This is a genomic window from Acinetobacter sp. ANC_7654, from assembly GCF_056779855.1.
Genome location: NZ_JBWYIR010000005.1, coordinates 75,539 through 97,325 on the forward strand (window position 1 = coordinate 75,539; position 21,787 = coordinate 97,325).

At 37.9% G+C, this 21,787-nt stretch carries 24 protein-coding genes; 16 read left to right on the forward strand and 8 right to left on the reverse strand.

The window, feature by feature from the left end:
- Window positions 1-114 precede the first annotated feature (114 nt).
- The 6 genes from AC1M86_RS07370 (at window position 115) to AC1M86_RS07395 (ending at window position 5,616) form a co-directional block, all read left to right on the forward strand.
- Window positions 115-1,131: a sulfate ABC transporter substrate-binding protein gene (locus tag AC1M86_RS07370; RefSeq protein WP_481587785.1), complete on the forward strand. Its 1,017-nt coding sequence runs from the start codon at window positions 115-117 to the stop codon at window positions 1,129-1,131.
- Between the two features lie 15 nt (window positions 1,132-1,146).
- The gene (locus AC1M86_RS07375; RefSeq protein ID WP_481607642.1) at window positions 1,147-1,752 is read left to right on the forward strand and encodes an alpha/beta hydrolase; all 606 of its coding nucleotides are present in this window, start codon (window positions 1,147-1,149) and stop codon (window positions 1,750-1,752) included.
- Between the two features lie 84 nt (window positions 1,753-1,836).
- Entirely contained in the window at window positions 1,837-2,670 is an 834-nt protein-coding gene (cysT, locus tag AC1M86_RS07380; protein WP_481607643.1) for a sulfate ABC transporter permease subunit CysT, read from the forward strand.
- The gene (cysW, locus tag AC1M86_RS07385) at window positions 2,667-3,557 is read left to right on the forward strand and encodes a sulfate ABC transporter permease subunit CysW (protein ID WP_481589027.1); all 891 of its coding nucleotides are present in this window, start codon (window positions 2,667-2,669) and stop codon (window positions 3,555-3,557) included. The genes cysT and cysW overlap by 4 nt, the downstream gene beginning before the upstream one ends.
- A 12-nt stretch (window positions 3,558-3,569) precedes the next feature.
- A complete protein-coding gene (locus AC1M86_RS07390; RefSeq protein ID WP_035267206.1) occupies window positions 3,570-4,631 on the forward strand; it encodes a sulfate/molybdate ABC transporter ATP-binding protein in 1,062 nt (353 codons plus the stop codon).
- Window positions 4,632-4,686: 55 nt separating this feature from the next.
- The gene (locus AC1M86_RS07395; protein WP_481591412.1) at window positions 4,687-5,616 is read left to right on the forward strand and encodes a CysB family HTH-type transcriptional regulator; all 930 of its coding nucleotides are present in this window, start codon (window positions 4,687-4,689) and stop codon (window positions 5,614-5,616) included.
- A gap of 96 nt (window positions 5,617-5,712) precedes the next feature.
- Here the strand turns inward: AC1M86_RS07395 and carO are convergent, their stop codons facing one another.
- Complete coding sequence (carO, locus tag AC1M86_RS07400; RefSeq protein WP_481589026.1) at window positions 5,713-6,450, reverse strand: ornithine uptake porin CarO; 738 nt, start codon at window positions 6,448-6,450, stop codon at window positions 5,713-5,715.
- Window positions 6,451-6,748: 298 nt separating this feature from the next.
- Here carO and dapD point away from each other — a divergent pair, with 298 nt between their 5' ends.
- Both dapD and queE read left to right on the forward strand, forming a co-directional pair.
- The gene (gene dapD, locus AC1M86_RS07405; RefSeq protein WP_035267212.1) at window positions 6,749-7,570 is read left to right on the forward strand and encodes a 2,3,4,5-tetrahydropyridine-2,6-dicarboxylate N-succinyltransferase; all 822 of its coding nucleotides are present in this window, start codon (window positions 6,749-6,751) and stop codon (window positions 7,568-7,570) included.
- 109 nt (window positions 7,571-7,679) lie between these two features.
- Window positions 7,680-8,390, forward strand: a complete 711-nt coding sequence (gene queE, locus AC1M86_RS07410; protein ID WP_481607644.1) for a 7-carboxy-7-deazaguanine synthase QueE — start codon at window positions 7,680-7,682, stop codon at window positions 8,388-8,390.
- Window positions 8,391-8,462: 72 nt separating this feature from the next.
- On the opposite strand, the gene filA is transcribed toward queE, so the two are convergent.
- A complete protein-coding gene (gene filA / locus AC1M86_RS07415; protein WP_481607645.1) occupies window positions 8,463-9,338 on the reverse strand; it encodes a putative pilus system protein FilA in 876 nt (291 codons plus the stop codon).
- Between the two features lie 277 nt (window positions 9,339-9,615).
- On the opposite strand from filA, the gene queC reads away from it, so the two are divergent.
- The 3 genes from queC to AC1M86_RS07430 all read left to right on the forward strand — a co-directional run bounded on the left by queC (window position 9,616) and on the right by AC1M86_RS07430 (window position 11,263).
- A complete protein-coding gene (queC, locus tag AC1M86_RS07420) occupies window positions 9,616-10,284 on the forward strand; it encodes a 7-cyano-7-deazaguanine synthase QueC (protein WP_180028449.1) in 669 nt (222 codons plus the stop codon).
- Window positions 10,285-10,300: 16 nt separating this feature from the next.
- Entirely contained in the window at window positions 10,301-10,714 is a 414-nt protein-coding gene (locus AC1M86_RS07425; protein WP_481590297.1) for a hypothetical protein, read from the forward strand.
- Between the two features lie 87 nt (window positions 10,715-10,801).
- Window positions 10,802-11,263, forward strand: a complete 462-nt coding sequence (locus AC1M86_RS07430; RefSeq protein ID WP_481590296.1) for a peroxiredoxin — start codon at window positions 10,802-10,804, stop codon at window positions 11,261-11,263.
- A gap of 57 nt (window positions 11,264-11,320) precedes the next feature.
- Here the strand turns inward: AC1M86_RS07430 and AC1M86_RS07435 are convergent, their stop codons facing one another.
- Window positions 11,321-13,477: a TonB-dependent receptor gene (locus AC1M86_RS07435; protein WP_481607646.1), complete on the reverse strand. Its 2,157-nt coding sequence runs from the start codon at window positions 13,475-13,477 to the stop codon at window positions 11,321-11,323.
- Between the two features lie 132 nt (window positions 13,478-13,609).
- The gene (locus AC1M86_RS07440; RefSeq protein WP_481607647.1) at window positions 13,610-14,212 is read right to left on the reverse strand and encodes a LysE/ArgO family amino acid transporter; all 603 of its coding nucleotides are present in this window, start codon (window positions 14,210-14,212) and stop codon (window positions 13,610-13,612) included.
- Window positions 14,213-14,313: 101 nt separating this feature from the next.
- Here AC1M86_RS07440 and AC1M86_RS07445 point away from each other — a divergent pair, with 101 nt between their 5' ends.
- Window positions 14,314-15,195 (forward strand): LysR family transcriptional regulator ArgP, encoded by an 882-nt coding sequence (locus AC1M86_RS07445; RefSeq protein WP_481607695.1) that lies wholly within the window; start codon window positions 14,314-14,316, stop codon window positions 15,193-15,195.
- Between the two features lie 27 nt (window positions 15,196-15,222).
- Here AC1M86_RS07445 and AC1M86_RS07450 read toward each other — a convergent pair whose 3' ends face one another.
- Both AC1M86_RS07450 and AC1M86_RS07455 read right to left on the reverse strand, forming a co-directional pair.
- Window positions 15,223-15,762: a YceI family protein gene (locus tag AC1M86_RS07450; protein WP_481607696.1), complete on the reverse strand. Its 540-nt coding sequence runs from the start codon at window positions 15,760-15,762 to the stop codon at window positions 15,223-15,225.
- A gap of 50 nt (window positions 15,763-15,812) precedes the next feature.
- Window positions 15,813-16,394, reverse strand: coding sequence for a nicotinate-nicotinamide nucleotide adenylyltransferase (locus AC1M86_RS07455; RefSeq protein ID WP_481607648.1), 582 nt, complete (start codon window positions 16,392-16,394; stop codon window positions 15,813-15,815).
- Between the two features lie 103 nt (window positions 16,395-16,497).
- Between AC1M86_RS07455 and AC1M86_RS07460 the strand changes: the two genes are divergently transcribed.
- The 4 genes from AC1M86_RS07460 to AC1M86_RS07475 all read left to right on the forward strand — a co-directional run bounded on the left by AC1M86_RS07460 (window position 16,498) and on the right by AC1M86_RS07475 (window position 20,531).
- Window positions 16,498-17,298, forward strand: coding sequence for an enoyl-CoA hydratase-related protein (locus tag AC1M86_RS07460; RefSeq protein ID WP_481607649.1), 801 nt, complete (start codon window positions 16,498-16,500; stop codon window positions 17,296-17,298).
- Window positions 17,299-17,354: 56 nt separating this feature from the next.
- The gene (locus tag AC1M86_RS07465; RefSeq protein WP_481589018.1) at window positions 17,355-18,104 is read left to right on the forward strand and encodes a nitroreductase family protein; all 750 of its coding nucleotides are present in this window, start codon (window positions 17,355-17,357) and stop codon (window positions 18,102-18,104) included.
- A gap of 159 nt (window positions 18,105-18,263) precedes the next feature.
- The gene (locus AC1M86_RS07470; protein WP_481607650.1) at window positions 18,264-19,280 is read left to right on the forward strand and encodes a DUF6670 family protein; all 1,017 of its coding nucleotides are present in this window, start codon (window positions 18,264-18,266) and stop codon (window positions 19,278-19,280) included.
- A 180-nt stretch (window positions 19,281-19,460) separates the two neighbouring features.
- Window positions 19,461-20,531 (forward strand): helix-turn-helix domain-containing protein, encoded by a 1,071-nt coding sequence (locus tag AC1M86_RS07475; RefSeq protein WP_481607651.1) that lies wholly within the window; start codon window positions 19,461-19,463, stop codon window positions 20,529-20,531.
- Here AC1M86_RS07475 and AC1M86_RS07480 read toward each other — a convergent pair.
- Window positions 20,480-20,797: a YqfO family protein gene (locus AC1M86_RS07480; RefSeq protein WP_092767083.1), complete on the reverse strand. Its 318-nt coding sequence runs from the start codon at window positions 20,795-20,797 to the stop codon at window positions 20,480-20,482. The two genes, AC1M86_RS07475 and AC1M86_RS07480, sit on opposite strands and share 52 nt — an antisense overlap.
- Entirely contained in the window at window positions 20,790-21,698 is a 909-nt protein-coding gene (locus AC1M86_RS07485) for a LysR family transcriptional regulator (protein WP_481607652.1), read from the reverse strand. The genes AC1M86_RS07480 and AC1M86_RS07485 overlap by 8 nt, the downstream gene beginning before the upstream one ends.
- Window positions 21,699-21,787: the final 89 nt, after the last annotated feature.

Genomic DNA, 21,787 nt, shown 5'->3' on the forward strand with positions numbered 1-21,787 from the left:
TAACACATATAAATCTTTTTTTTTCATATAAAATTCATTTTTAATTATTTTTTATGCATAAAGATTAGATTTATTCTAGCGCCATGTAACAGAATATTTTCTTTTGAGGTTGCCATGCGCTTTTCAACTAAATTAAAACTTAGGGTTCTCGCAGCTTTTGTTTCGGCTGCTTCGCTTAGTGCTTCCGCTAAAGATTTATTAAACGTCTCTTACGATCCTACTCGTGAACTCTACGTAGAAGTAAATAAAGAATTTGGTGCGTATTGGAAATCTCGGACTGGGCAAAACGTCAACTTTCGTCAGTCACATGGCGGTTCAGGTAAACAAGCGCGTGCAGTCATTGATGGTTTAAATGCAGATGTCGTGACTCTCGCACTCGCAGCTGACATTGATGCGATTGCTGAAAAAACCAATTTATTACCAAAAGATTGGCAGAAAAAATTCCCACATAATTCCACACCCTACACTTCCACAATCGTTTTCCTCGTCAAAAAAGGAAATCCAAAAAATATTAAAGACTGGGGTGATTTAGTAAAACCGGGTGTGGACATTATTACACCAAACCCTAAGACGTCAGGTGGCGCACGTTGGAATTATTTAGCGGCTTGGGCATGGGCTAAACACCAACCAGGTGGAAATGACGCCAAAGCACAACAATTTGTTCAACAAATTTATAAACAAACCAAGGTCTTAGATTCTGGCGCTCGTGGCTCAACTACAACTTTTGCTGAACGCGGTATTGGCGATGTTTTGCTTGCTTGGGAAAATGAAGCTCATTTAGCACTGCGTGAACAACCAGGTAAATTTGAAATTGTGACGCCAACACTTTCTATACTTGCTGAACCATCTGTAGCGATCGTTGAAAAAAATGCAGAAAAATCAGGCAATAAATATTTGGCGCAAGGTTATTTGAATTTCCTTTACTCACCTAAGGGACAACATATTGCCGCGAAGAATTTCTATCGTCCGCGTAATCAAGCTGTATTAAAACTATATTCATCAACATTTAAGCCATTGAAATTGGTCACAATTGATCAAGAGTTTGGTGGCTGGGCGAAAGTACAAAAAGCTCATTTTGAGAATAATGGTATTTTTGACCAAATTACCAAAGCCAATAACACAAAAAAATAATCAGTGGAGCATGACATGATACATACACTCATTGTACCCGGCGTCGGCGGAAGTGATGAAAATCATTGGCAATCATGGTTGCAACGTCAAGTCATGCCATGCTCACGTGTTCAACAAGATGATTGGAACTTTCCTTTACTCTCAGATTGGATCCATCGTTTTGTAGAAAAAATTTCGCAGATAGATGCACCCGTACAGATTGTTGCACATAGTTTTGGCTGTTTAACGTCAGTCGCTGCTCTGCATCAGCACTCAGAAATAGCACAGAAAGTTAAACAACTGGTTTTAGTTGCACCAGCCAATCCAAGTCGTTTTGGTGAGAATGGTTTTGCTCGTTTGAGTTTGACTGATTATAGTTTTTACTTTCATCAAATTAAGATTAGCGTTCCCACAAAAATGATCATCAGTGAAAATGATCCGTGGTTAGGTTTTGAGGATGCAAAAAAACTAGCAAAATCATGGGGTGTAAAGCCGATTAACTTAGGTCAAGTCGGTCATATTAATGTTGATTCAGGATTTGGACCATTTCCAGAGATCTTCGATTTTTTGATTCATGAAAAGTTGTCGAACTATATCAATAGTATTGATAATGGCAAGTTGTATTACAAATTTGCAATTTAAAGTTCGCCACTTATTCTTGATAAATTTTTCAATTCAATTGCTTATTGATTACGGTAAGCTTTTTCTCTCATTTGAGGAGTAGTCATGTCGCAGCGATCCCGAGTGCTGCCAGGATTTGGTCTATCTCTAGGCTTTACCCTAGCGTATTTATCTTTAATTGTGCTCATACCCTTGTCGGCTGTATTTATTAAGTCTTTAGGTATTGGCTGGGAAGGTTTATGGGAGATTTTAAGTTCTGAGCGTATCTTAAAATCATTACAACTAAGTTTCAGTGCTGCACTCATTGCTGCCTTCATTAATGTTGTATTTGGGTTATTACTCGCTTGGTGTCTCGTGCGCTATAGTTTCCCTGGTAAACGAATTGTTGATGCATTGGTTGATTTACCCTTTGCGTTACCAACAGCTGTTGCTGGGATTGCATTAACATCTTTATATGCTCCGACAGGCTGGATTGGTCAATATCTTGAACCCTTAGGAATTAAAGTCGCTTATAGTCCTATTGGGATTACATTAGCGCTGATATTTATTGGCTTACCTTTTGTGGTTCGTACAGTACAACCTGTACTAAGTGACTTAGAGACTGAACTTGAAGAAGCAGCGTCAGCATTGGGTGCAGATCGACTACAAATTGTAACCAAAGTGATTTTACCGATTCTTTTCCCTGCATTAATCACAGGATTTGCTCTCGCATTTGCCCGTGGCGTGGGTGAATATGGTTCGGTCATCTTTATCGCAGGTAACCAACCATTCGAAACTGAAATTGCGCCATTAATGATTATTTCTCGATTGGAAGAATATGACTATGCAGGTGCAACGACGATCGCCGTTGTCATGCTCCTTATTTCATTCGCTATCTTGTTCTTGATTAACTTGTTACAAGCATGGGCGAGTCGTCGTACAGGGAGAACTGCACAATGAGTTTGAATACAAATAGCAATGCTTTAGCCGAAAAATTGCAATCTCGTGATGCGACGCGAGAACCGACTTGGGTTCGTTATACACTCATTGTCATTGCCATGATTTTCTTCCTCAGTTGCTTAATTCTGCCTTTGATTTTAGTTTTTGTTGAAGCATTCAAACAAGGTATCGGCGTTTATGCGCAAGCTTTAGTTCATCCAGACACGTTGTCGGCTGTAAAGCTCACCTTACTAACAGCTGCAATTGCTGTACCGCTCAACGTAGTATTTGGTGTGGCTGCAGCTTGGTCTGTTGCGAAATTTAATTTCCGTGGTAAATCCATATTGACCACGATTATTGATATGCCTTTCTCAGTATCTCCCGTAATCGCAGGTCTGATGTTGGTATTGATGTTTGGTACGCAAGGTTGGTTCGGTGGATGGCTGATGGATAACGACATTAAGATTCTATATGCCGTTCCAGCAATTGTACTAGCAACCATCTTTATTACAGTTCCTTTTGTGGCGCGTGAGCTCATCCCACTGATGGAAGCTCAAGGTACAGAAGAAGAGGAAGCGGCAATCGTTTTAGGTGCTTCAGGCTGGCAAACTTTTTGGAAAATCACGATTCCAAATATTAAATGGGGCTTGATATACGGGGTTATTCTTTGTAACGCACGTGCAATGGGTGAATTCGGGGCAGTCTCTGTAGTATCGGGTCATATTCGTGGAGAGACCAATACATTGCCACTGCATGTAGAGATTCTCTACAACGAATATACCTTTAGTGCAGCATTTGCTGTTTCATCCCTCTTGGCTTTATTGGCGATTGTGACATTGATTCTTAAAACATGGGTCGAAATTCGCCAAGAGAAATTAAGCAAACGTAATGAAGATTCTACAGTTTAAAGGAAGTATCCGATGAGTATTCAAGTTAAAAATATTGAAAAACACTTTGGTGCTTTCCATGCACTAAACAATATCTCCCTAGATTTTCCTGATGGTCAACTCGTTGCGTTGTTAGGACCTTCAGGCTGCGGTAAAACGACTTTACTTCGCATTATTGCTGGTCTTGAATCTGCTGACAGCGGTCAAGTGATCCTTGAAGGTCAAGACTCAACGAATGTTCATGTTCGTGAACGTCAAGTTGGCTTCGTATTCCAACATTATGCTTTATTCCGTCATATGACAGTATTTGACAATATTGCTTTTGGTTTACGTGTTCGTCCACGTTCTACACGCCCCTCAGAATCTGAAATAAAAAAACGGGTTACACGACTACTCGATTTAGTTCAATTAGGTTTCTTAGCAGATCGTTATCCAGCACAATTGTCTGGTGGACAGCGTCAACGTATTGCACTTGCACGTGCGCTTGCAGTTGAACCTCGTGTACTACTTCTGGATGAGCCATTTGGCGCACTTGATGCAAAAGTTCGTAAAGAGTTACGTCGCTGGCTGAGAACTTTACATGATGAACTCCACATCACCTCGATTTTTGTAACCCACGATCAAGAAGAAGCGCTTGAAGTTGCAGATCAAATCATTGTAATGAATAAAGGTAATGTTGAACAAATTGGCTCACCTCGTGAAGTTTATGAAAAACCAGCAACGCCTTTTGTATTTGACTTCTTAGGTCAAGCCAATAAGTTCGAAGGTCATAATCAAGCGGGAATCGTACAGATCGGAAATGATCGCATTCAACTGCCTTTAGCTAAAGATGCACCTGAAGGTAAAGTGATTGCCTTCATTCGACCAGATGAATTTCAAATTCACGCTCAACCTACAGACAATGCAATTCAAGCAACGTTCTTACGTGAAGTTTGGATTGCAGGAAAAGTGGTTGCCGAACTTCAAGGTCAAGATGGCAATCTCATCGAAATTCTACTCACTCCAGATGAAGCTAAACTGCATCAATTCCGCCCAAATCAATCGGTTTGGTTAACGACTAATACATTGCACTTATTTGCACAAGAAAACGCATAAAAATGTGTAGATGGGGCTTTTATATAGCCCCATCATTTTAAAGGTAACAAAGACTATGAACTTTCAACAATTAAGAATTATTCGAGAAACCGTCAGACAAAATTTTAATTTAACGGAAGCTTCCGCTGCCCTTTACACGTCTCAATCAGGCGTAAGTAAACATATTAAAGATTTAGAAGATGAATTAGGTGTTCAACTATTTATCCGAAAAGGTAAACGCTTATTAGGGTTAACTGAACCTGGTCAAGCTTTGCTCGGTATCGTAGAGCGCATGCTGGTCGATGCAGACAATATTAAAAGATTAGCCGATGATTTTAATCGTGTAGATGAAGGTACATTAACCATCGCAACCACTCATACTCAAGCGCGATATGTATTACCACCTATCGTAAATTCATTCAAAAAATTATTTCCAAAAGTCCATTTGATTTTGCAACAAGCAAGCCCAACTGAAATCACTGAAATGTTACTTTTAGGCGATGCTGATATTGGTATTGCGACTGAGAATCTAACTACTGAAGAAAACTTAGCAAGTGTTCCTTTTTATAACTGGAAACACAGTATTATTACGCCTCAAGGTCATCCACTTACTCAAATAGCATCACGAGAGATTAGCTTAGAACATTTGGCAGAGTATCCGATTATTACCTATCACGGTGGTTTTACGGGACGTTCAAAGATTGATAAAGCCTTTGAAGACTCAGGACTTGATGTTGATTTAGTGATGTCTGCGCTTGATGCTGATGTAATCAAAACTTATGTTGAATTAGGTATGGGTGTCGGGATTGTCAACGATGTAGCCTACGATACAGAACGTGATCATCGCTTAAAACAAATTGATACTGATTTATTTGGGGTGAATACCACTTGGATTGCTGTACGTAAAGGTCATTTGTTACGTGGATACGGTTACGAGTTTATTTCGCTATGTGCACCTAGTGCTGATATTAAAGCGTTAAAACGTGTGGCTTATCCTGAAGATTAATAAGCTTCAAATAATAAAGGTGCAATAAGCGCCTTTATTATTTGCATTAATTTGCATAAAAAAAACGAGCCGAAGCTCGTTTTTTTTAATTGGATCTTACCAGTGGAAGCTCACACCCACTTTACCAACTGGAAGCCATTCGTATTTGTCATCATTACGGATTTTATCTGCTTCGGCTGCAATAGATTGCTCAATTGTTGGAGCTCCAGCCGCACCAGTCAAATTACCATACGAGGTTAAGTTAACAGATGGATTACCAGTATAGAAGGCACCAACTTCACCAAACACACCGAAGTTTTTGTTGATTTTAGGAGCAAAACCAAAACCTACATATGGAGCAATTTCATTATCATAAGATAATTTACCATTCACACCACCGTTACCAACGTAAGCAACATTGTTAACCTCGATTGAACCCTGTGCATTTTTATTACGTTTATCTAGATCATATTTTGTATCAACATAACCTACACCCGCTGCCATATATAAGCCTTGAGCCCATGGATTTTCGCTCGCACCCCAAGGACGAATTTCAGCGTTTAAATAAGCTACATTATTATCCATTTCAGCATCGTATTTAGTACCGTTGATTGATAAATCATCAGACCAAGAGATATCACCACCGTTGTAACCTAAAGCAAGACCAACGTATGGGTTAGCAGTCCAAAGTAATGCACCACCGTAACCAGTTGTACCAACTTCAGCACGAACACCAGTAGGGATTAATTGATTAGCTTCAAATACATTACCTGTACGTACAACTTGAGTGTCCGCCATAGCGAAGCCTGAAACAGATAATGCTGTTGTAACAGCGAGTAATTTTAACACTTTCATTTTTTTCTCCTCAAAGAAATGAGTTGTTCTTTAATCATTAATGTGTTCGACTCGGAAGCATCTTAATGGAGATTTCAAAGCTGGTTAATATTCAAATTGATGCTTTTTTGTTATTTTTTGATACAATTTTGATTTAGTTGTTGTTTTATAAATAATTTGCACTTAAGTCTTTTATTAACTTTTATTAACACACTTATAAAGAATAGTCATTATTGTCGGACATTTTTTCAGGATTAATTGTAATTTTTATAATCAATTTAGTGTAAAATCTTTGAAATTTTTTTTGGAAGAGAAGATTATGTCTCAGCTTTCGTCAATCATCGAACAAGCGTTTGAAGATCGTGCAAACTTCACAGCTACAGATTGCCCTGCTGAAATTCGCCAAGCAGTCGAGGAAGCAATTGCTGGCTTAGATAATGGTTCATTACGTGTTGCTGAAAAGATTAATGGTGAATGGGTTGTTCATCAATGGTTAAAAAAAGCTGTTCTATTGTCATTCAAACTTAATGATAATAAACCAATCGAATCATGCGATCTCCAATTCTATGACAAAGTAGACACTAAATTTACAGGTTGGACTGAAGAGCAATTTAAAGCAGCTGGTGTACGTGTTGTACCGCCTGCAGTTGCACGCAAAGGTTCTTATCAAGCTAAGAATGTTGTACTTATGCCATCTTATGTCAACATTGGTGCTTATGTTGATGAAGGTACAATGGTTGATACATGGGCGACTGTAGGTTCATGTGCGCAAATTGGTAAAAATGTTCACCTTTCTGGTGGTGTTGGGATTGGCGGTGTACTTGAGCCTCTTCAAGCGAACCCTACGATCATTGAAGACAATTGTTTTATCGGTGCACGTTCTGAAATCGTTGAAGGTGTAATCGTTGAAGAAGGTTCAGTGATTTCAATGGGTGTTTACATTGGTCAATCAACTAAGATTTATGACCGTGAAACAGGTGAAATTCACTACGGTCGTGTTCCAGCAGGTTCAGTGGTAGTTTCTGGTAGTCTTCCTTCTAAATGCGGTAAATACAGCTTATATGCTGCAATTATCGTAAAAAAAGTCGATGCTCAGACTCGTGCTAAAACAAGTTTGAACGACTTATTACGCGCTGACTAATTTTTTTATACTTTATAGTATTTGGAGTACACTCCACATCTCTACGGTTAGTAATAATCGTAGAGATTTTTCTTTTATATAATCTCTATTTTAGTTTGGTTTTGTCGATATGAGTAATTTGCGATCTTCCGCTATTCCTGTTTCTGATCCGTCTGCGGGGTTACGTCTTACGGAGATCTTCTATTCATTACAAGGTGAAGCCAACACTTCAGGCTTACCTACAGTGTTTATACGCTTAACAGGTTGTCCACTGCGTTGTACTTATTGTGATACCACCTATTCTTTTGAAGGCGGTGAACGTCAGTCTTTAGAGGATATTATCCAGACCACGCTTGATTTTAAAACACCTTATATTTGTGTTACTGGTGGTGAACCATTAGCTCAACCCAATGCATTACCGCTCATGGAGCGTCTAGCAGATTTAGGCTGTGAAGTTTCCCTTGAAACGAGTGGAGCGCTAGATGTTTCAAAAGTGGATCGTAGAGTTTCTAAAGTCCTAGATTTAAAAACACCAACTTCAGGTGAAGACTCACGTAATTTAATGAGTAATTTAGACCATTTAACTCAACATGATCAGATTAAATTTGTCATATGCAATCGTGAAGATTATGAATGGTCTAAACAACAAGTGAATCAATATGAATTGCACAAGCGTGTAAGTACAGTTTGGTTCTCACCTGCGTTTGCTGTAGAAAAAGGTGCTGCAAAGTTACCGCAACTTGCACGTGATTTAGCACAATGGATCTTAGAGGATCACTTACCAGTTCGTTTCCAGCTTCAATTACATAAGTTGCTCTGGAATGACGAAACAGGTCGTTAAAACGTAAAAAAATAGCTCAAATTAAAACAGTACAGCACTTTTCTGTACTGTTGTTTGAGACAAAATGATCTTTTAGTGTGCTGACACTTTAATGGTCGTGCCATTCAAATTAATCCCTTTCATTGAAATATCCCCAATCTTATTATTTATTGTTGATGTATCCCCAACGCCTACCCCCCATAACATGGCATTAAAACCATTTTGATCTCCAAGACGATTTATTTTGAGTTCCAGTCCATCTGTACGTATCGAACCTGCAACATCAAAATCAAGATTATTGATGCCAAAACGCCCTGGTTGAGTATTTTTTAAATTAATAAATTCTATTCCAAATGCGCCACCACCATCATGATCGTGGACTTTAAAGCCTTCTAAACGTAATCCATCTTTAAATATTCCATTGAGTTTTAAAAGACTGCCTTGAGGTGCTGAACCGAGCTGAATATTGGTTGAGAGGTTGGATACATAAAATTTCATATTATCCATAATTTTAACGGGGTCACTATAGCCTCGTCCAGTTGGACTAACTTGACCCGATTTACCCACCCAAATATCACCGGTATTAATAATAATATCTTCAGGAACAAATACACCTAAATTCAGAAAAGGGCCTGTAGTACTACTCCCTCCTTGAGCATCGATTTTTAAGGTAATACTAATATCTGCCGAACCAGAAGAAAGTGATAATGGATTCTTACTACGACCATTCGCTGTACCGAAAATTAAGGCACCTGCTTTTGTGTTTCCTTCGTTGTAATCTGGCCCGAATCCACTGTTATCGTGCCAAATCAAATCAGCTTGAATGGGTCCACCTGGTAAAAGGCTAATCGTAATACCATCTTGTGCTGCATATGTTGACAATTCTTGATCTGAAAGCTCCTCAAATGCAAAAGAATTTGTACTGATCAACGCAGCAGTGGTTAAAATTAAAGTATTAATTTGATTCATTTTCATTCCGTAAAAATTATTTTTGTAAGTTTTAATCAAGTGTTTGTTAAATTATATTTAATATTTAAACAAAAACAACAACTGTTTAAACTTTATTCGACTCAAAAGAGAGTTTTATCTCATCTTCTAAAACGAACATTTCGCGTTCTTTATAATGATCTCATTTAGTTTTGTGACTTATGCAGATCTATATATTCAAAAAATTTATACCCCATTATTCTTTATATAATCAGTTATAATTCATTTTTTATTTACTTTAATTTTTTGGAGTTCTCCTATGCGCCCTCGTGCCATTGTATTGTTATCAGGTGGTTTAGACTCAACGACTTGCTTGGCTTGGGCGCAAGCACGCTATGAATGTATCGCTTTAAGTTTTATGTATGGTCAACGCTCAACAACTGAATTGGATGCTGCACGTAAACTGACACAACAAGCAGGCGTTGAACATCGCGTGATTAATATAGATTTGGGTAATTTAGGTGGTTCTGCATTAACTGATCATTCCATTGATGTTCCTGATCAAGAACAAGAAGGGATCCCTGTCACTTATGTTCCAGCACGTAATACGATTTTCCTGTCTTATGCACTTGCAGCAGCAGAAGTGTTTGACGCAGAAGCCATCGTAATTGGAATTAATGCGGTAGATTATTCGGGTTATCCAGATTGTCGACCAGAATTTATTGAAGCATTTGCCAATATGGCAAGATTAGCGACAAAAGTAGGTGTGGAAGGAAAACCTCTTAAATTTGAAACACCTTTACTACAATTATCCAAAGCAAATATTATTCGCTTAGGCATCGAACATGGCGTAGACTACAGTCAAACGGTGTCATGCTATCAAGCAGATGACCAAGGACGAGCTTGTGGAAAATGCGACAGCTGTCGTTTGCGTAAACAAGGTTTTGCAGATGCTGGCGTTGAAGACCCAACTCGTTATATACCGTAATAACAGGGTGCCATATATGAAAAATTTAAAATCAAACATTATTCTTTCAGCGATTGTTTCTGCTGCAGCACTTTTCGGTTCTGCGGCTCAAGCAAATGAGCCGAATAATAAAATGCAGCAAGCCTACAAAAGTACTAACGTAAAATCTGCACTGATTAATGTTTGTAAGGAAGAAACTGCTAAAGGGAACAAGCTTTCTGCTACTGAAGTCAGCAAATATTGTACATGTGCAATTGAAGCAGACGGCAAGCTAACTAATGCTCAAAAATGGGAAATCCAAAGTGCGATTAACCAAAAGAAAAGCCCTTCTACTTTAGCTATCGTGAAGAAACAGAACGCTGATCTTCAAGCATGCTTCGGCCCACAGTTAACGTCTAAGCTACAGTCGTTAACAGAGGAAGCAATGAAAGCAGCACAAGCTAAAAAATAATCGCAGTTTACATAAGATAGCCACCTCGTGTGGCTATTTTTTTTGAATTCCCCTATAAATGTAGTGACAAATTTTGAGGAAAATATAATGTCTACGGAAACGATTAGTTTACCCAATCAAACATTCCCAACGACTACAGGTTCTGTGAATTTAACTGAGTTGAATACAGATTGGCTCATCATTTATTTTTATCCAAAAGATTCAACACCTGGGTGTACAACGCAAGCTGTTGGTTTTTCATGTTTGAAAGATCAGTTTGATGCGCTTCATACCACTATTTTTGGTGTTTCTAGAGACTCAGTGAAAGCCCATCAAAACTTCACCGAAAAGCAATCTTTAACAATTGATTTGATTAGCGATAAAGAAGAAGTGCTTTGCCAACACTTTGATGTGATTAAAGAGAAAAATATGTATGGAAAAAAAGTGATGGGGATTGAGCGCTCAACTTTTATTTTTCATCAAGGAAAACTCGTTAAAGAATATCGTAAAGTCAAAGCTGCAGGGCATGCTGAACAAGTGCTTGAAGATTTAAAAGCTTTGCAAAGCTAATAAAAAAACCCACGATTGACGTGGGTTTCATCTATTTATACTTCTTTTTAACTACGATTAGAAATCAAAACTTACACCAAGTTTATAAGTTCTTGATCCACCAATCAGCGCATAATTCGAGTTAAAAGCACCTTCCCAATATTTTTTATCTGTAATGTTATCAACATTAGCTAAGAACGTCGTATTCACGTCACCAAGCTTGGTCTTATAACGTGCACCTAAATCGATGACAGTATAATCTGGAAGTTCCAAGGTATTGGTATCATTTAAATACTGTTCGCTGACATAACTTGCTCTGGCATTTAAATTTAATCCTTCGAGTTGTGGGACATCATAATCCACCCCAAGCGTTGCGGTAAAATCAGGTACGCCAAAAACTTGATTTCCTTGATTCATTTGAGCTTTGGAATATTTTGCATCAATATAAGCCATACTTCCCATTAGGCTTAAATCTTCAGTAATCGCTCCAGAAAAAGACCACTCGATGCCGCGTGATCGAGTTTCAGCACCATCTGTTGTAATTTGATTAATTGTTACACCATTTTCTGTATAAGGTTCAATCGACTTGCTCATCGTGCTTGGTTTTTCAATTTGATAAAGTGCCAGCGTATTCAGCCAAGTTCCATGCTGATGTTTTGCACCTAACTCATATTGCTTCGTCACAAACGGCGCAAAAGTGACTTTGTCGTTTGCATCATTTACATTATCAACGGTCGATCCTTCTGATAAACCTTCTACATAGCTTGCATATAGTGACAAGTCTTCACCAAAAGGTTTAACGACGATCCCTAAACTTGGTGAAATACGGTCTTCTTGGTAATTTTTTTTGGTCTGTAAATTATTCGTTTCAATATCTTGATAACGAGCGCCTACAATCAATTGAAGCTGATCATTCAATAATGAAATTTGATCAGTCAATGTATAACTGATGTACTTATTATCTGCTAAAGGTGCAATTTCTGGACGCTGTAAAGGCATATTGCCTTCTTTACTTGGGTCATAAAGATTGGTGTTAAAATCTACAGGAGGAGCTCCACGTCCTTTATGTTGATCCGATTTTTTATTTAAATAATCTGCACGCAATCCAACATTATGCTGTATTCCAGCAGTATCAAATTTTCCTTCAACCCCAATGTGTGCTGTTTTATTTTTTTCATTTGCACCCACTCGGTAATATTGGGAAGAGGCATCGCCGTCCTCATTCTTTACGATCATTCGTGTACCGAATAAATGACCATCATATGATTTTTCAGCATATCCTAGACCAGCAAAGGATTTCAAATATGGAGAAAATTGATATTCACCTGATAAGCCAGCAAATTTACTGTCAGAATTCCCTTCTAACCACGGAAAATAGTTTTGGTCACCTTTAGGTGGTGCAATGACTTTGTTAACTGTATCTTTTCCACCCAGTGCAACCATTGTTGGTGACCCACCATCGCGATTTTGCTTAATAGCATAACTATCAAAATTAATTTTAAGTTTATCCGTAGTGTAATCCGCAGCGATGGAACCAAGAACTAGGCGATCATTCATATCATTAATGATATGTTCACCATCACCATATGCACCATTGACCCGAACACCAAACTCACGGTTTGCACCAAATCGTCTTGAGACATCAATACCTGATTGATAGTAGCCGCCATCTTGGTATTGTGTGTTTAGTCTTGTGATGTCTTGGTCAGCGCGTTTAGAGTTGGCAATGACCACACCACCAACGCCTCCATTCGGTGCCATACCAGCGACAATTGCATTTGGTCCTTTCAAAACTGTCACTGATTCTAAAAATTCAGTCGGCACTTTTCCGTATGGTGCAACACCATAAAATCCGTTGTAGTTCATATCCTCATGATTTAAGTCAAAACCACGAATTTTGAAGTTTTCGTTTAAATGACCTTGATTTGTCGTCAGTCGAATACTGGCATCATTTTTTAAAACATCACCTACGGTGGATGCCTGTCTTTCTCGTATTAATTGCCCCTCATATTGCGTTACAGTGAATGGTGTATCAATTAATTTTTTTTCACCTAAAGCACCCAACTTAGATACATTGCTTAATTTTCCATCTGCATAAGCATTTATCGCTTCAGCTTGTGTTGTAATCGTAGGAAGTTGGTTTTGATCATTTGCCCATGTGATAGTCGCTATACCGCCACTCATCATAAGAACACTTACAGATTGAGAGAGTAATTTGGTACTGTAATTTTTCATTTTCGGAACAATTAATAATAATGAGAATCATTATTATATGATTCTCATTATTATATTTATGTGAGTTTTTGTTCATTAAATGTTGTCATCTAATCGACGTACAAGCTTTAGAGGAATTTATCTAATCAATATTCATATAATTAAGTGATAGGCGATGTACCACATGATTAGAGCAATCAAAATATCCAAGGCTTGCCATGCGCGGGGATTGTGAAAGTAAGCTGATAGATATTGCGCACCAAAACCCAAACTAAAGAAAAATAACCATGATGCCGTGATCGCACCTATGGCAAACGATAATAAGTGATCTTCAAATTGCGTCGATATTGCGCCTACAAGCACGACAGTATCTAGATACACATGGGGATTCAGCCATGTGAATGCCAAGCAAAAGAGAATAATTTTAAACCATGAAACAACCGTATGATGATCAAGACACATCGATTTTTTGGTCGAAAATGCTTGATAAAAATGATGGGCACCATATACCACTAGAAATGCAGCACCACCCCATTGTGCATACGTCATTATTTGTGGATGGCCTGAGATAAACTTCCCAAATCCAAATACGCCAGCCAAAATTAGAAGTGAGTCTGAAAAGACACAAATGAGGCAAATGGATAAAACATATTCTTTTTTTAAGCCCTGTTTAAGCACAAAAGCATTCTGAGCACCTATCGCCATAATCAAACTTAAACTCGTTACAAAGCCATTAAACAGTACGAATAAAGACATAAAACACCTAATATTTATCATTAGGCGGATTATGAACAATTCAATCTTAAATTGAGTATTATTAAATTAATATTAAGTTCATTAAGTTTTATTAAATCATGATTTTCAATTATAAAGACTGTGTCGCGTTTATCACCGTGGCGGAAACTGGAAGTTTTGATCTGGCTGCTAAAAAGCTTTGTCTCTCTGCGGCTGCAATTACTCTTCGAATCCAACAATTAGAACGGCAGATTGGGCAAACATTAATCCTGAGAGAACGACCTTGTCGTGTGACACATTCAGGTGAAATATTGCTTGAACATTTATTAAGGCAAAAGCGTCAAGAAGAAAATGTTCTGCAGCTTATTCAGGGAAAAAGTCAAAATTCTGAGTTTTATAAAATTATCATTGGAACGAATGCAGATTCATTAGAAACTTGGCTTTTGCCTGCGATTGCTGAAAAGTTAATAGAGCTTAAAATCACAATACAACTTCGAATAGATGATCAGGATCATACGCATCAATTAATGGAATCAGGCTATGTAAATGCATGTATAAGCGCTGAATCCCAACCCATGACAGGTTGCCACTCAGAATTTTTGTTCACGATGCGTTATCAAATGGTGTGTACGCCAGAATTCAAATTAGCATGGTTTAAAAACGGACTAAATCGCGATTCCTTTCGCCGTGCGCCTGCGGTCATCTTTAATGATAAAGATCATTTACATGAAACGGTTCTACTCAATCAGTTTGGATTACCGCAATCTAGTTATCCATATCATTATGTCCCCTCCTCAAAGTCATTTGTCGATGCAATCCAACTCGGTTTAGGCTATGGCATGGTGCCTGAACTGCAAATTCAAGACTTACTCGATCAAGGACAATTGATTTGTTTGTTGCCTGAGGCAACACAAGACGTTGATCTATATTGGCATCATTGGAAACAGCAGTCCCCACAACTCAAACATATTACTGACATACTCATGACATTAAAAAAGCAGTGATTGAATCACTGCTTTCTTTTTATCGATTTAGTTGGCTTTCCATTGCCCTTCAAGCTTGATATTCACTTTTTCGCCAATTCCACCAATCGCTTTGCGCATACCAAAATCACTACGGTTGATGACTGTTGAAGATTGTACATTCAACACATTTGGATTCGATGCATTTGGAGTTAAAGTTGTCTCAAATGAAACTGGACGTGTCACACCACGCATAGTGAGTTGTCCATCAAATTTGTATTTATTATTTCCTAAAGCACGAATTTGATTACTTTGAAAGGTCACAGTTTTATATTTGCTTGCATGAAAGAAACTGTCACCAAAGACCATATCCTTTAAAGAGTTTTTGCTCAGTTTAAGGCTATTCACATCCATCACAAATTTAGCTGAACCTTGATTAGGCTGTGCCGGATCAAAATTCATCTGTGATTGATACTTTTGAAATTGCCCATTTACAATCGACATTCCTGCAGATCGGATATCAAAGCTGATCTTACTGCTAGGTGATAGTGTCCATGTTTGCGCTTGAACAAAAACAGAAGCAGACAATAGCACTGTGGCCAAACTCATTTGTGTAATAGTACGCACGATTTCCCTCGGTTTTCTTGTGTTAAACACAATCATTCAATTGATGCACTCAAACTTGTACTGTCTTGACGTTGGTATTTAGTTTTCAGTTGTTGGTAAATTTCTGAATTTTGAAACGCTTGTAAAAATTGAATGGTTCCGTGGGGAAGTTCTTTTTCCATAATTTCCCCCCGATAGTATGCTTCGCGAAGTGGTGTTGCAGAAATTGCACCTTTTAAACTATCGAGTTCCAACATCTCCCATTCTGGGAAAAAATTTAGATAATAGGATGAGTCATCTTTAAAGTGACCGATTAAGCCAACTTGATCATTTGGCTGTACTACACTCGCCACTAAAGATTTGACCAATTTTTGCCATTTTTCATCATTATAAACATCAATGACGTGTACAAATTTGATTCTTGCCTGTTGATCAGGAGAAAAGTTAGACAAAATCATCTGTTCACGTTCAATGGCTAAAAATGGATTTTTTATATTCCGCTCTAATTGAGCAGAACCAAGCGTTAAAATAACGTTCTGGCTATGCGTTAGCGCAATTTTAATGGTTTCCATATGTGCCAAATGAAAAGGCTGAAAACGTCCGATATAAACCAAATAATCAAATTTATAATTCATCGCCAAGTCACGTTTATGAACTGATCAGTTATGTCACTCTTCGCCAGAATACGACATAATAGATTTCATAAAATCTATATTAATTGAAAGCAAGGATAGTACGATGTCATTAAGTTGTATTCAACAACCTCATGAGCATTTAAATGCAAAATTAGAAGATGGTGTGCTGACCTTGGCGATTAATCGTCCTAAAGCCAAAAATGCATTATACGGCGAATTATACCTCTGGATCGCCAAAGCCCTTGATGAAGCAGACAAAGATCAAGCTGTTCGTGTGGTCATTTTACGTGGCGAAGATGCGGATTTCAGTGCTGGTAATGATATGCAAGACTTCATGAAATCTGCGGCGATGAAAGATCAAATTCGTCCAGAAGATGGTCCTCCTTTTGTGCTTTTAAAATCTGCTGCTAAATTTTCTAAACCACTGATTGCTGCGGTACGTGGTGTCGCAATTGGTATTGGCGTAACGATCTTATTGCATTGTGACTTAGTTTATGCAGATAACACTGCTTTGTTCCAAATTCCATTTGTAAGCTTAGGTCTTTCACCTGAAGGCGCATCTAGTAAATTACTAGCACGTCAAGCAGGTCATGTGAAAGCAGCAGAACTTTTATTAACTGCTGATAAATTCGACAGTGAAAAAGCATTGGCTGCAAACTTGATCAACAGTATTGAATCTGACGTTTATGCAATTGCCGCTCAAAAAGCCACTCAACTGGCTTCACTACCACTTGCTTCTCTCGTGCAATCTAAAGCCTTAATGAAACATGATGTTGATGAGATCGTGTCCTTGATTGATCATGAAGCAGTAATCTTTATGGGGCGCGTCGGTTCTCCAGAAATGATGGAAGCTGTACAAGCTTTTATGCAAAAACGTAAACCTGATTTCACACAATTTAATTAAGCTAAAAGATCCGAGTCTCACGACTCGGTGAATACTCTCTATCTAAGGAATGGATCATGACGACTGAAAAAAAACGCTACTACGAACCTGCACCACAAGGCATTGATGTTGAAAATTTCAAAAAGGTCGTGACCAGTCGTCGATCTGTTCGGAAGTTTACAGAAAAACCTATACCGTCTGATATCCTCGATCAATGTTTAGATTTAGCACTCTTGGCCCCTAATTCATCTAACTTACAACCTTGGACTTTTTATGTTGTCCAAAATCCTGAAAAGAAACAAAAGATTGTAAAAGCGTGTCTAAATCAATGGGCTGCGCGCACAGCGGCTGAATTGATTGTCTGTGTCGCACGTACAGATCGAATTAATGAAATGGCAAAGCTGAATATTCAAGAATTTCCATTTCCTGAGATTCCTCCACTCGTCAAAAAATATTACACCTATATTCCACTGAATTATAAAACGGGTTACTTAAATGCAATTGGTAACTTTAAGAAAGTAACTTTCAAAGTAGCACGTACTTTTGACAAACAAATGCCTGTTACCGCTTTTACACCTGCGGATGCCAAACTTTGGGCAGCGAAGACAACAGCTTTAGCCTGCGAAAATCTTGTACTCGCGCTCAGAGCTTATGGATTCGACAGTTGTATGATGGAAGGTTTTGACGAACCTTTAGTATGTAAAACATTGGGGCTCAATGCTAAAGAGTTTCCAATTATGGTCATTGGTGCGGGAGAGCGTGCTGAAGATGGTGTGTTCTTCCCACAATATCGTTTCGATCGAGACTTATTTATTCAAAAAGTTTAAATGTAATATCACACATTTTTGATGACTTATTTTTCGTGTTGACACTTCAAACAATTGCTTACTGTTTGTAGTGTCAATTTTTTTCTTTTATCTCGATTTATATTTTTGATTGTATTTTTCCAAAAATGATTTTAAGCCAAAATATTAATTGAGAATAAGATGAAAATTAAACTTCCCTCAAGCATTATTAAACATATAGATCATTCAGCTCTAGTAAATGGTCAAGCTTTTGATGCAAACACTGCGATCCACACACCTCTCGGAAAATATACCTGTGTACACTACGGGATCATGATTCCCAATCTACCTGCCCCATTCAACTTCTTAAATATGATTGTGGTTGCAGGACAACCTCTCGTTAAAATATTCAGAAATTCTCATTTAATAAAAACTTCAGATTTAGATACCGCAAATCTATTAATTGGTACTGCTGCAACGCAGCCTAATTTATTTTCTGGATATAGTATACAGCATGAATGTTTACTGGCGACTAATGGTCAATATCTCAAATTCGGTAATGACTTAGTTATAGAGGTTAACTACCCAGACATTAAAGCAACTCGCCAAGGTCATGCTTTCAATTATGAACTTAAATTAAAAGCGACTGATAAAATCGCACATTTCGTTAAACTCGCCGGAAGCATGTATGAACATTGGTCACTGCTTTGTGAGTACCAAGGATATTTAGAAATCGATGGACAGAAAACTCAAGTTCAAGGTCTATGCACCTTCGAATATGCACGTGGTGTCAATATCAACATTCCCATTCGATTTTTTACTTATCAAATCTTAAATATTAATAACCACACTCAAGTCTTATTTGTGGACACTCATGGTCCAATGGGCTTAGTTTTGCAAAGTCGTGTTTACGTTCGTTCTGTAGATCATCATGGAGGAATATACGAACGAGGGCTTGAATCTGTGGTGCATGAATATGAGCCTGAACCTGTAACTACACCAAATGGCATTAAAATGCGTTTACCTCGAGTCTTTGAATGGCAAGTCAATGATGATCAAGGCAATCTTCTGATTTCTATTTATGGCAAGGCTAATGGCGACTTTAAATATGGTATGGCTGGCGGTTATGCAGGTAGTTACCAATATTCAGGTCAATTCAAAGGTCAGCATATTCAGGGTCGAGGTTATATTGAGTATATTGATCCTATAAGCAATTAAGCGCTTCAAAATAAACTTTCAATAATTAAGCCTCATGAGATGGGGCTTTGACATTTAAAGACATTTTCATTCATTCAAATTATTTCTAAACTCATTTCAACATTATAATTTCAGCATTTTAAACTGAGGATAGAGCATCCTTAGTTTTTCCAATGCATGACTTGAGTCTTGAATATCGGTATGAGCGCAAGAAAAAGTAAAATCAGAACCGATGCTGGTATTTTTCCAAGCATGGTATACGAGACAATGCAAAATATGGGCGTTGATGTGGATTTAATATTTTCGCAATTAAATGCGTTACAACATCCAATCGACTATCCTCAACGCGATTTAAGATATGACAATCGTGTTCAAAAAAAATTCTGGGAACTCACAGAAGTTATTACACAAAATTCCAATATTGGTTTAACTGTCGGTCACCATCTCCCCACTTTTCGTGGTCAACTTTTTGAATACATTTTTTTAAGTAGTGCAAATTTTGGCGATGCATTAAAAATAGCAATGAAATACTATCAATATTTCACTACAGGATTGGATATTGAACTTCACATAGAAGATGACACCGTTACCCTAAAAGGTTTTCATCACCCTGTCCGTCATTATTTAGAATGTACGATTACCATTGTTTTATCTTTTTTTGATTATATCAGTCAGGGAAAATTTCAAGCACAAGAAATTTGGCTCAGCTACGACAATACAGAATTTCAGGACTTATATCATGAGCTATGGCATTGCCCAGTTTATTTTAATCAGCCTTATGGTTGTATAAAATTCAAAGCAGAAATTCTAGAATATGCCTCTCCGTCTGCTCAGCCTGATTTATTTCTGTTACATCAAGCTATCATTGAGAAGCACATTGAACTTGTAGATAAACATGAACTAGTCATTCAAATTGAAGAGGCTTTAGGCGAACAACTAAAATTAAGACAATTCGCTCTAGAAGATATCGCAAGAATTCTTCAGCTTTCCCCGCGTAAAATCCAAATTTCACTCAAAGATATTGGAACGAATTACGAGAATGTTCTAACGTCATTCAGACAAAAACTTGCTCGTCAGTTATTAGCGAAAACTACACTCAAACATGATGAAATAGTCTATTTAACAGGGTTTTCAGAGCCATCAGCCTTTTCTCGAGCCTTCAAATATTGGACAGGAGAATCTCCATCCTCGTATCGTCAGCGCATACAAAATTCAACCGATCATGGGTCAATAGAAATAATGTGTAAGAATTCAAAAGCTGGTTCTTCATAAGGATGACTGGCTTTTAATGCACGTGCCACTTCTATGGCTTTATCTTCAGGCACAATAGTTTCTACACGCCACTCTTCAACTTGTTCAAGCTCTCCGACTTGACCTATAAATGGTTGAGCCCCATTGACAGGTTTAAATTGACCTAAGCCCTTGACCTGCCAAGCGCATTGCTCATAATCACCAATTCCACCTGCACCTGCTTCAAATACTGCCTGTTTCGTCAACTCTAGATGTGATTCTGGTACAAAATAGATCAGTTTAAGCATGAATAACCTCTTCCACTCTTTTCCGCTCTGTTGTCATTTGCATAAGGGCTTCAGTAATCATTTTCAATGCAATATTGTTTGAATGACGATGATAATTCGCATATAGACCAAGCTGTGGTAATTGCTCATCTGTTTTCACAATTTTGATATTATGATTTAAAAACTTCAGGAGGTATTCGGGAGCAAAACTAAAGCCCATTCCCAAATTAATCAGATTGATATGCTGTAATACATTAGTCACCCACAGCATTTGATCATCCATCTTTTCGAAGGGAACTAGAACATTTAATTTGTCATAGAATATTGGTGAAGCATTTTGTTCACACATAATCACTGATGAATTTTTTAACTCTTGTAGTTTCAATGTCCGTTCTGAAGGATGAAGATTGTCCGCAGCCACCAAATAAATTTGTTCTGTCAAAATATGGATATCTTCATAATCTGAATGATCCATTTTGTATCGAGTAAAACATATATCAAGTTCAGCATTTCTAAGTTTTTGTATTTGCTCAGTACAAGTCAAACTGTGTAAATGAATTTTAAGATTAGGAATATTCTTTCTTAACTGTGCCAGAATGCTAGGCATCAGTTTCAGTTCAGCCACATTCAAAAATCCAATGTGAATCTGATTATTCTTTTGCTGAGCGACCTGTCTAGCTGCAGCTACAGCTTGCTTGGCATTGTCCAGCGTCAAAGCTGCGTATTTTAAAAATGCTTCCCCCTCATCAGTCAGTTTGACTTTACGAGTGGTGCGATCAAATAAAGTAACACCGACTTCCTGTTCAAGATCTTTAATTTGCTGACTGAGTGATGGTTGTGCGGTAAAGAGCTTTTCGGCAGCTTTAGTAAAGCTTTGCTCTTGAGCAACAGTCATAAAATACCGTAAATGTCGTAATTCCATATCTCAATCAGCCCATCGTGCATAAGTGCACGTTCATTACTTTGAATTTTATATAGATCGATAGTTTATATGAATACGACTATAGATCA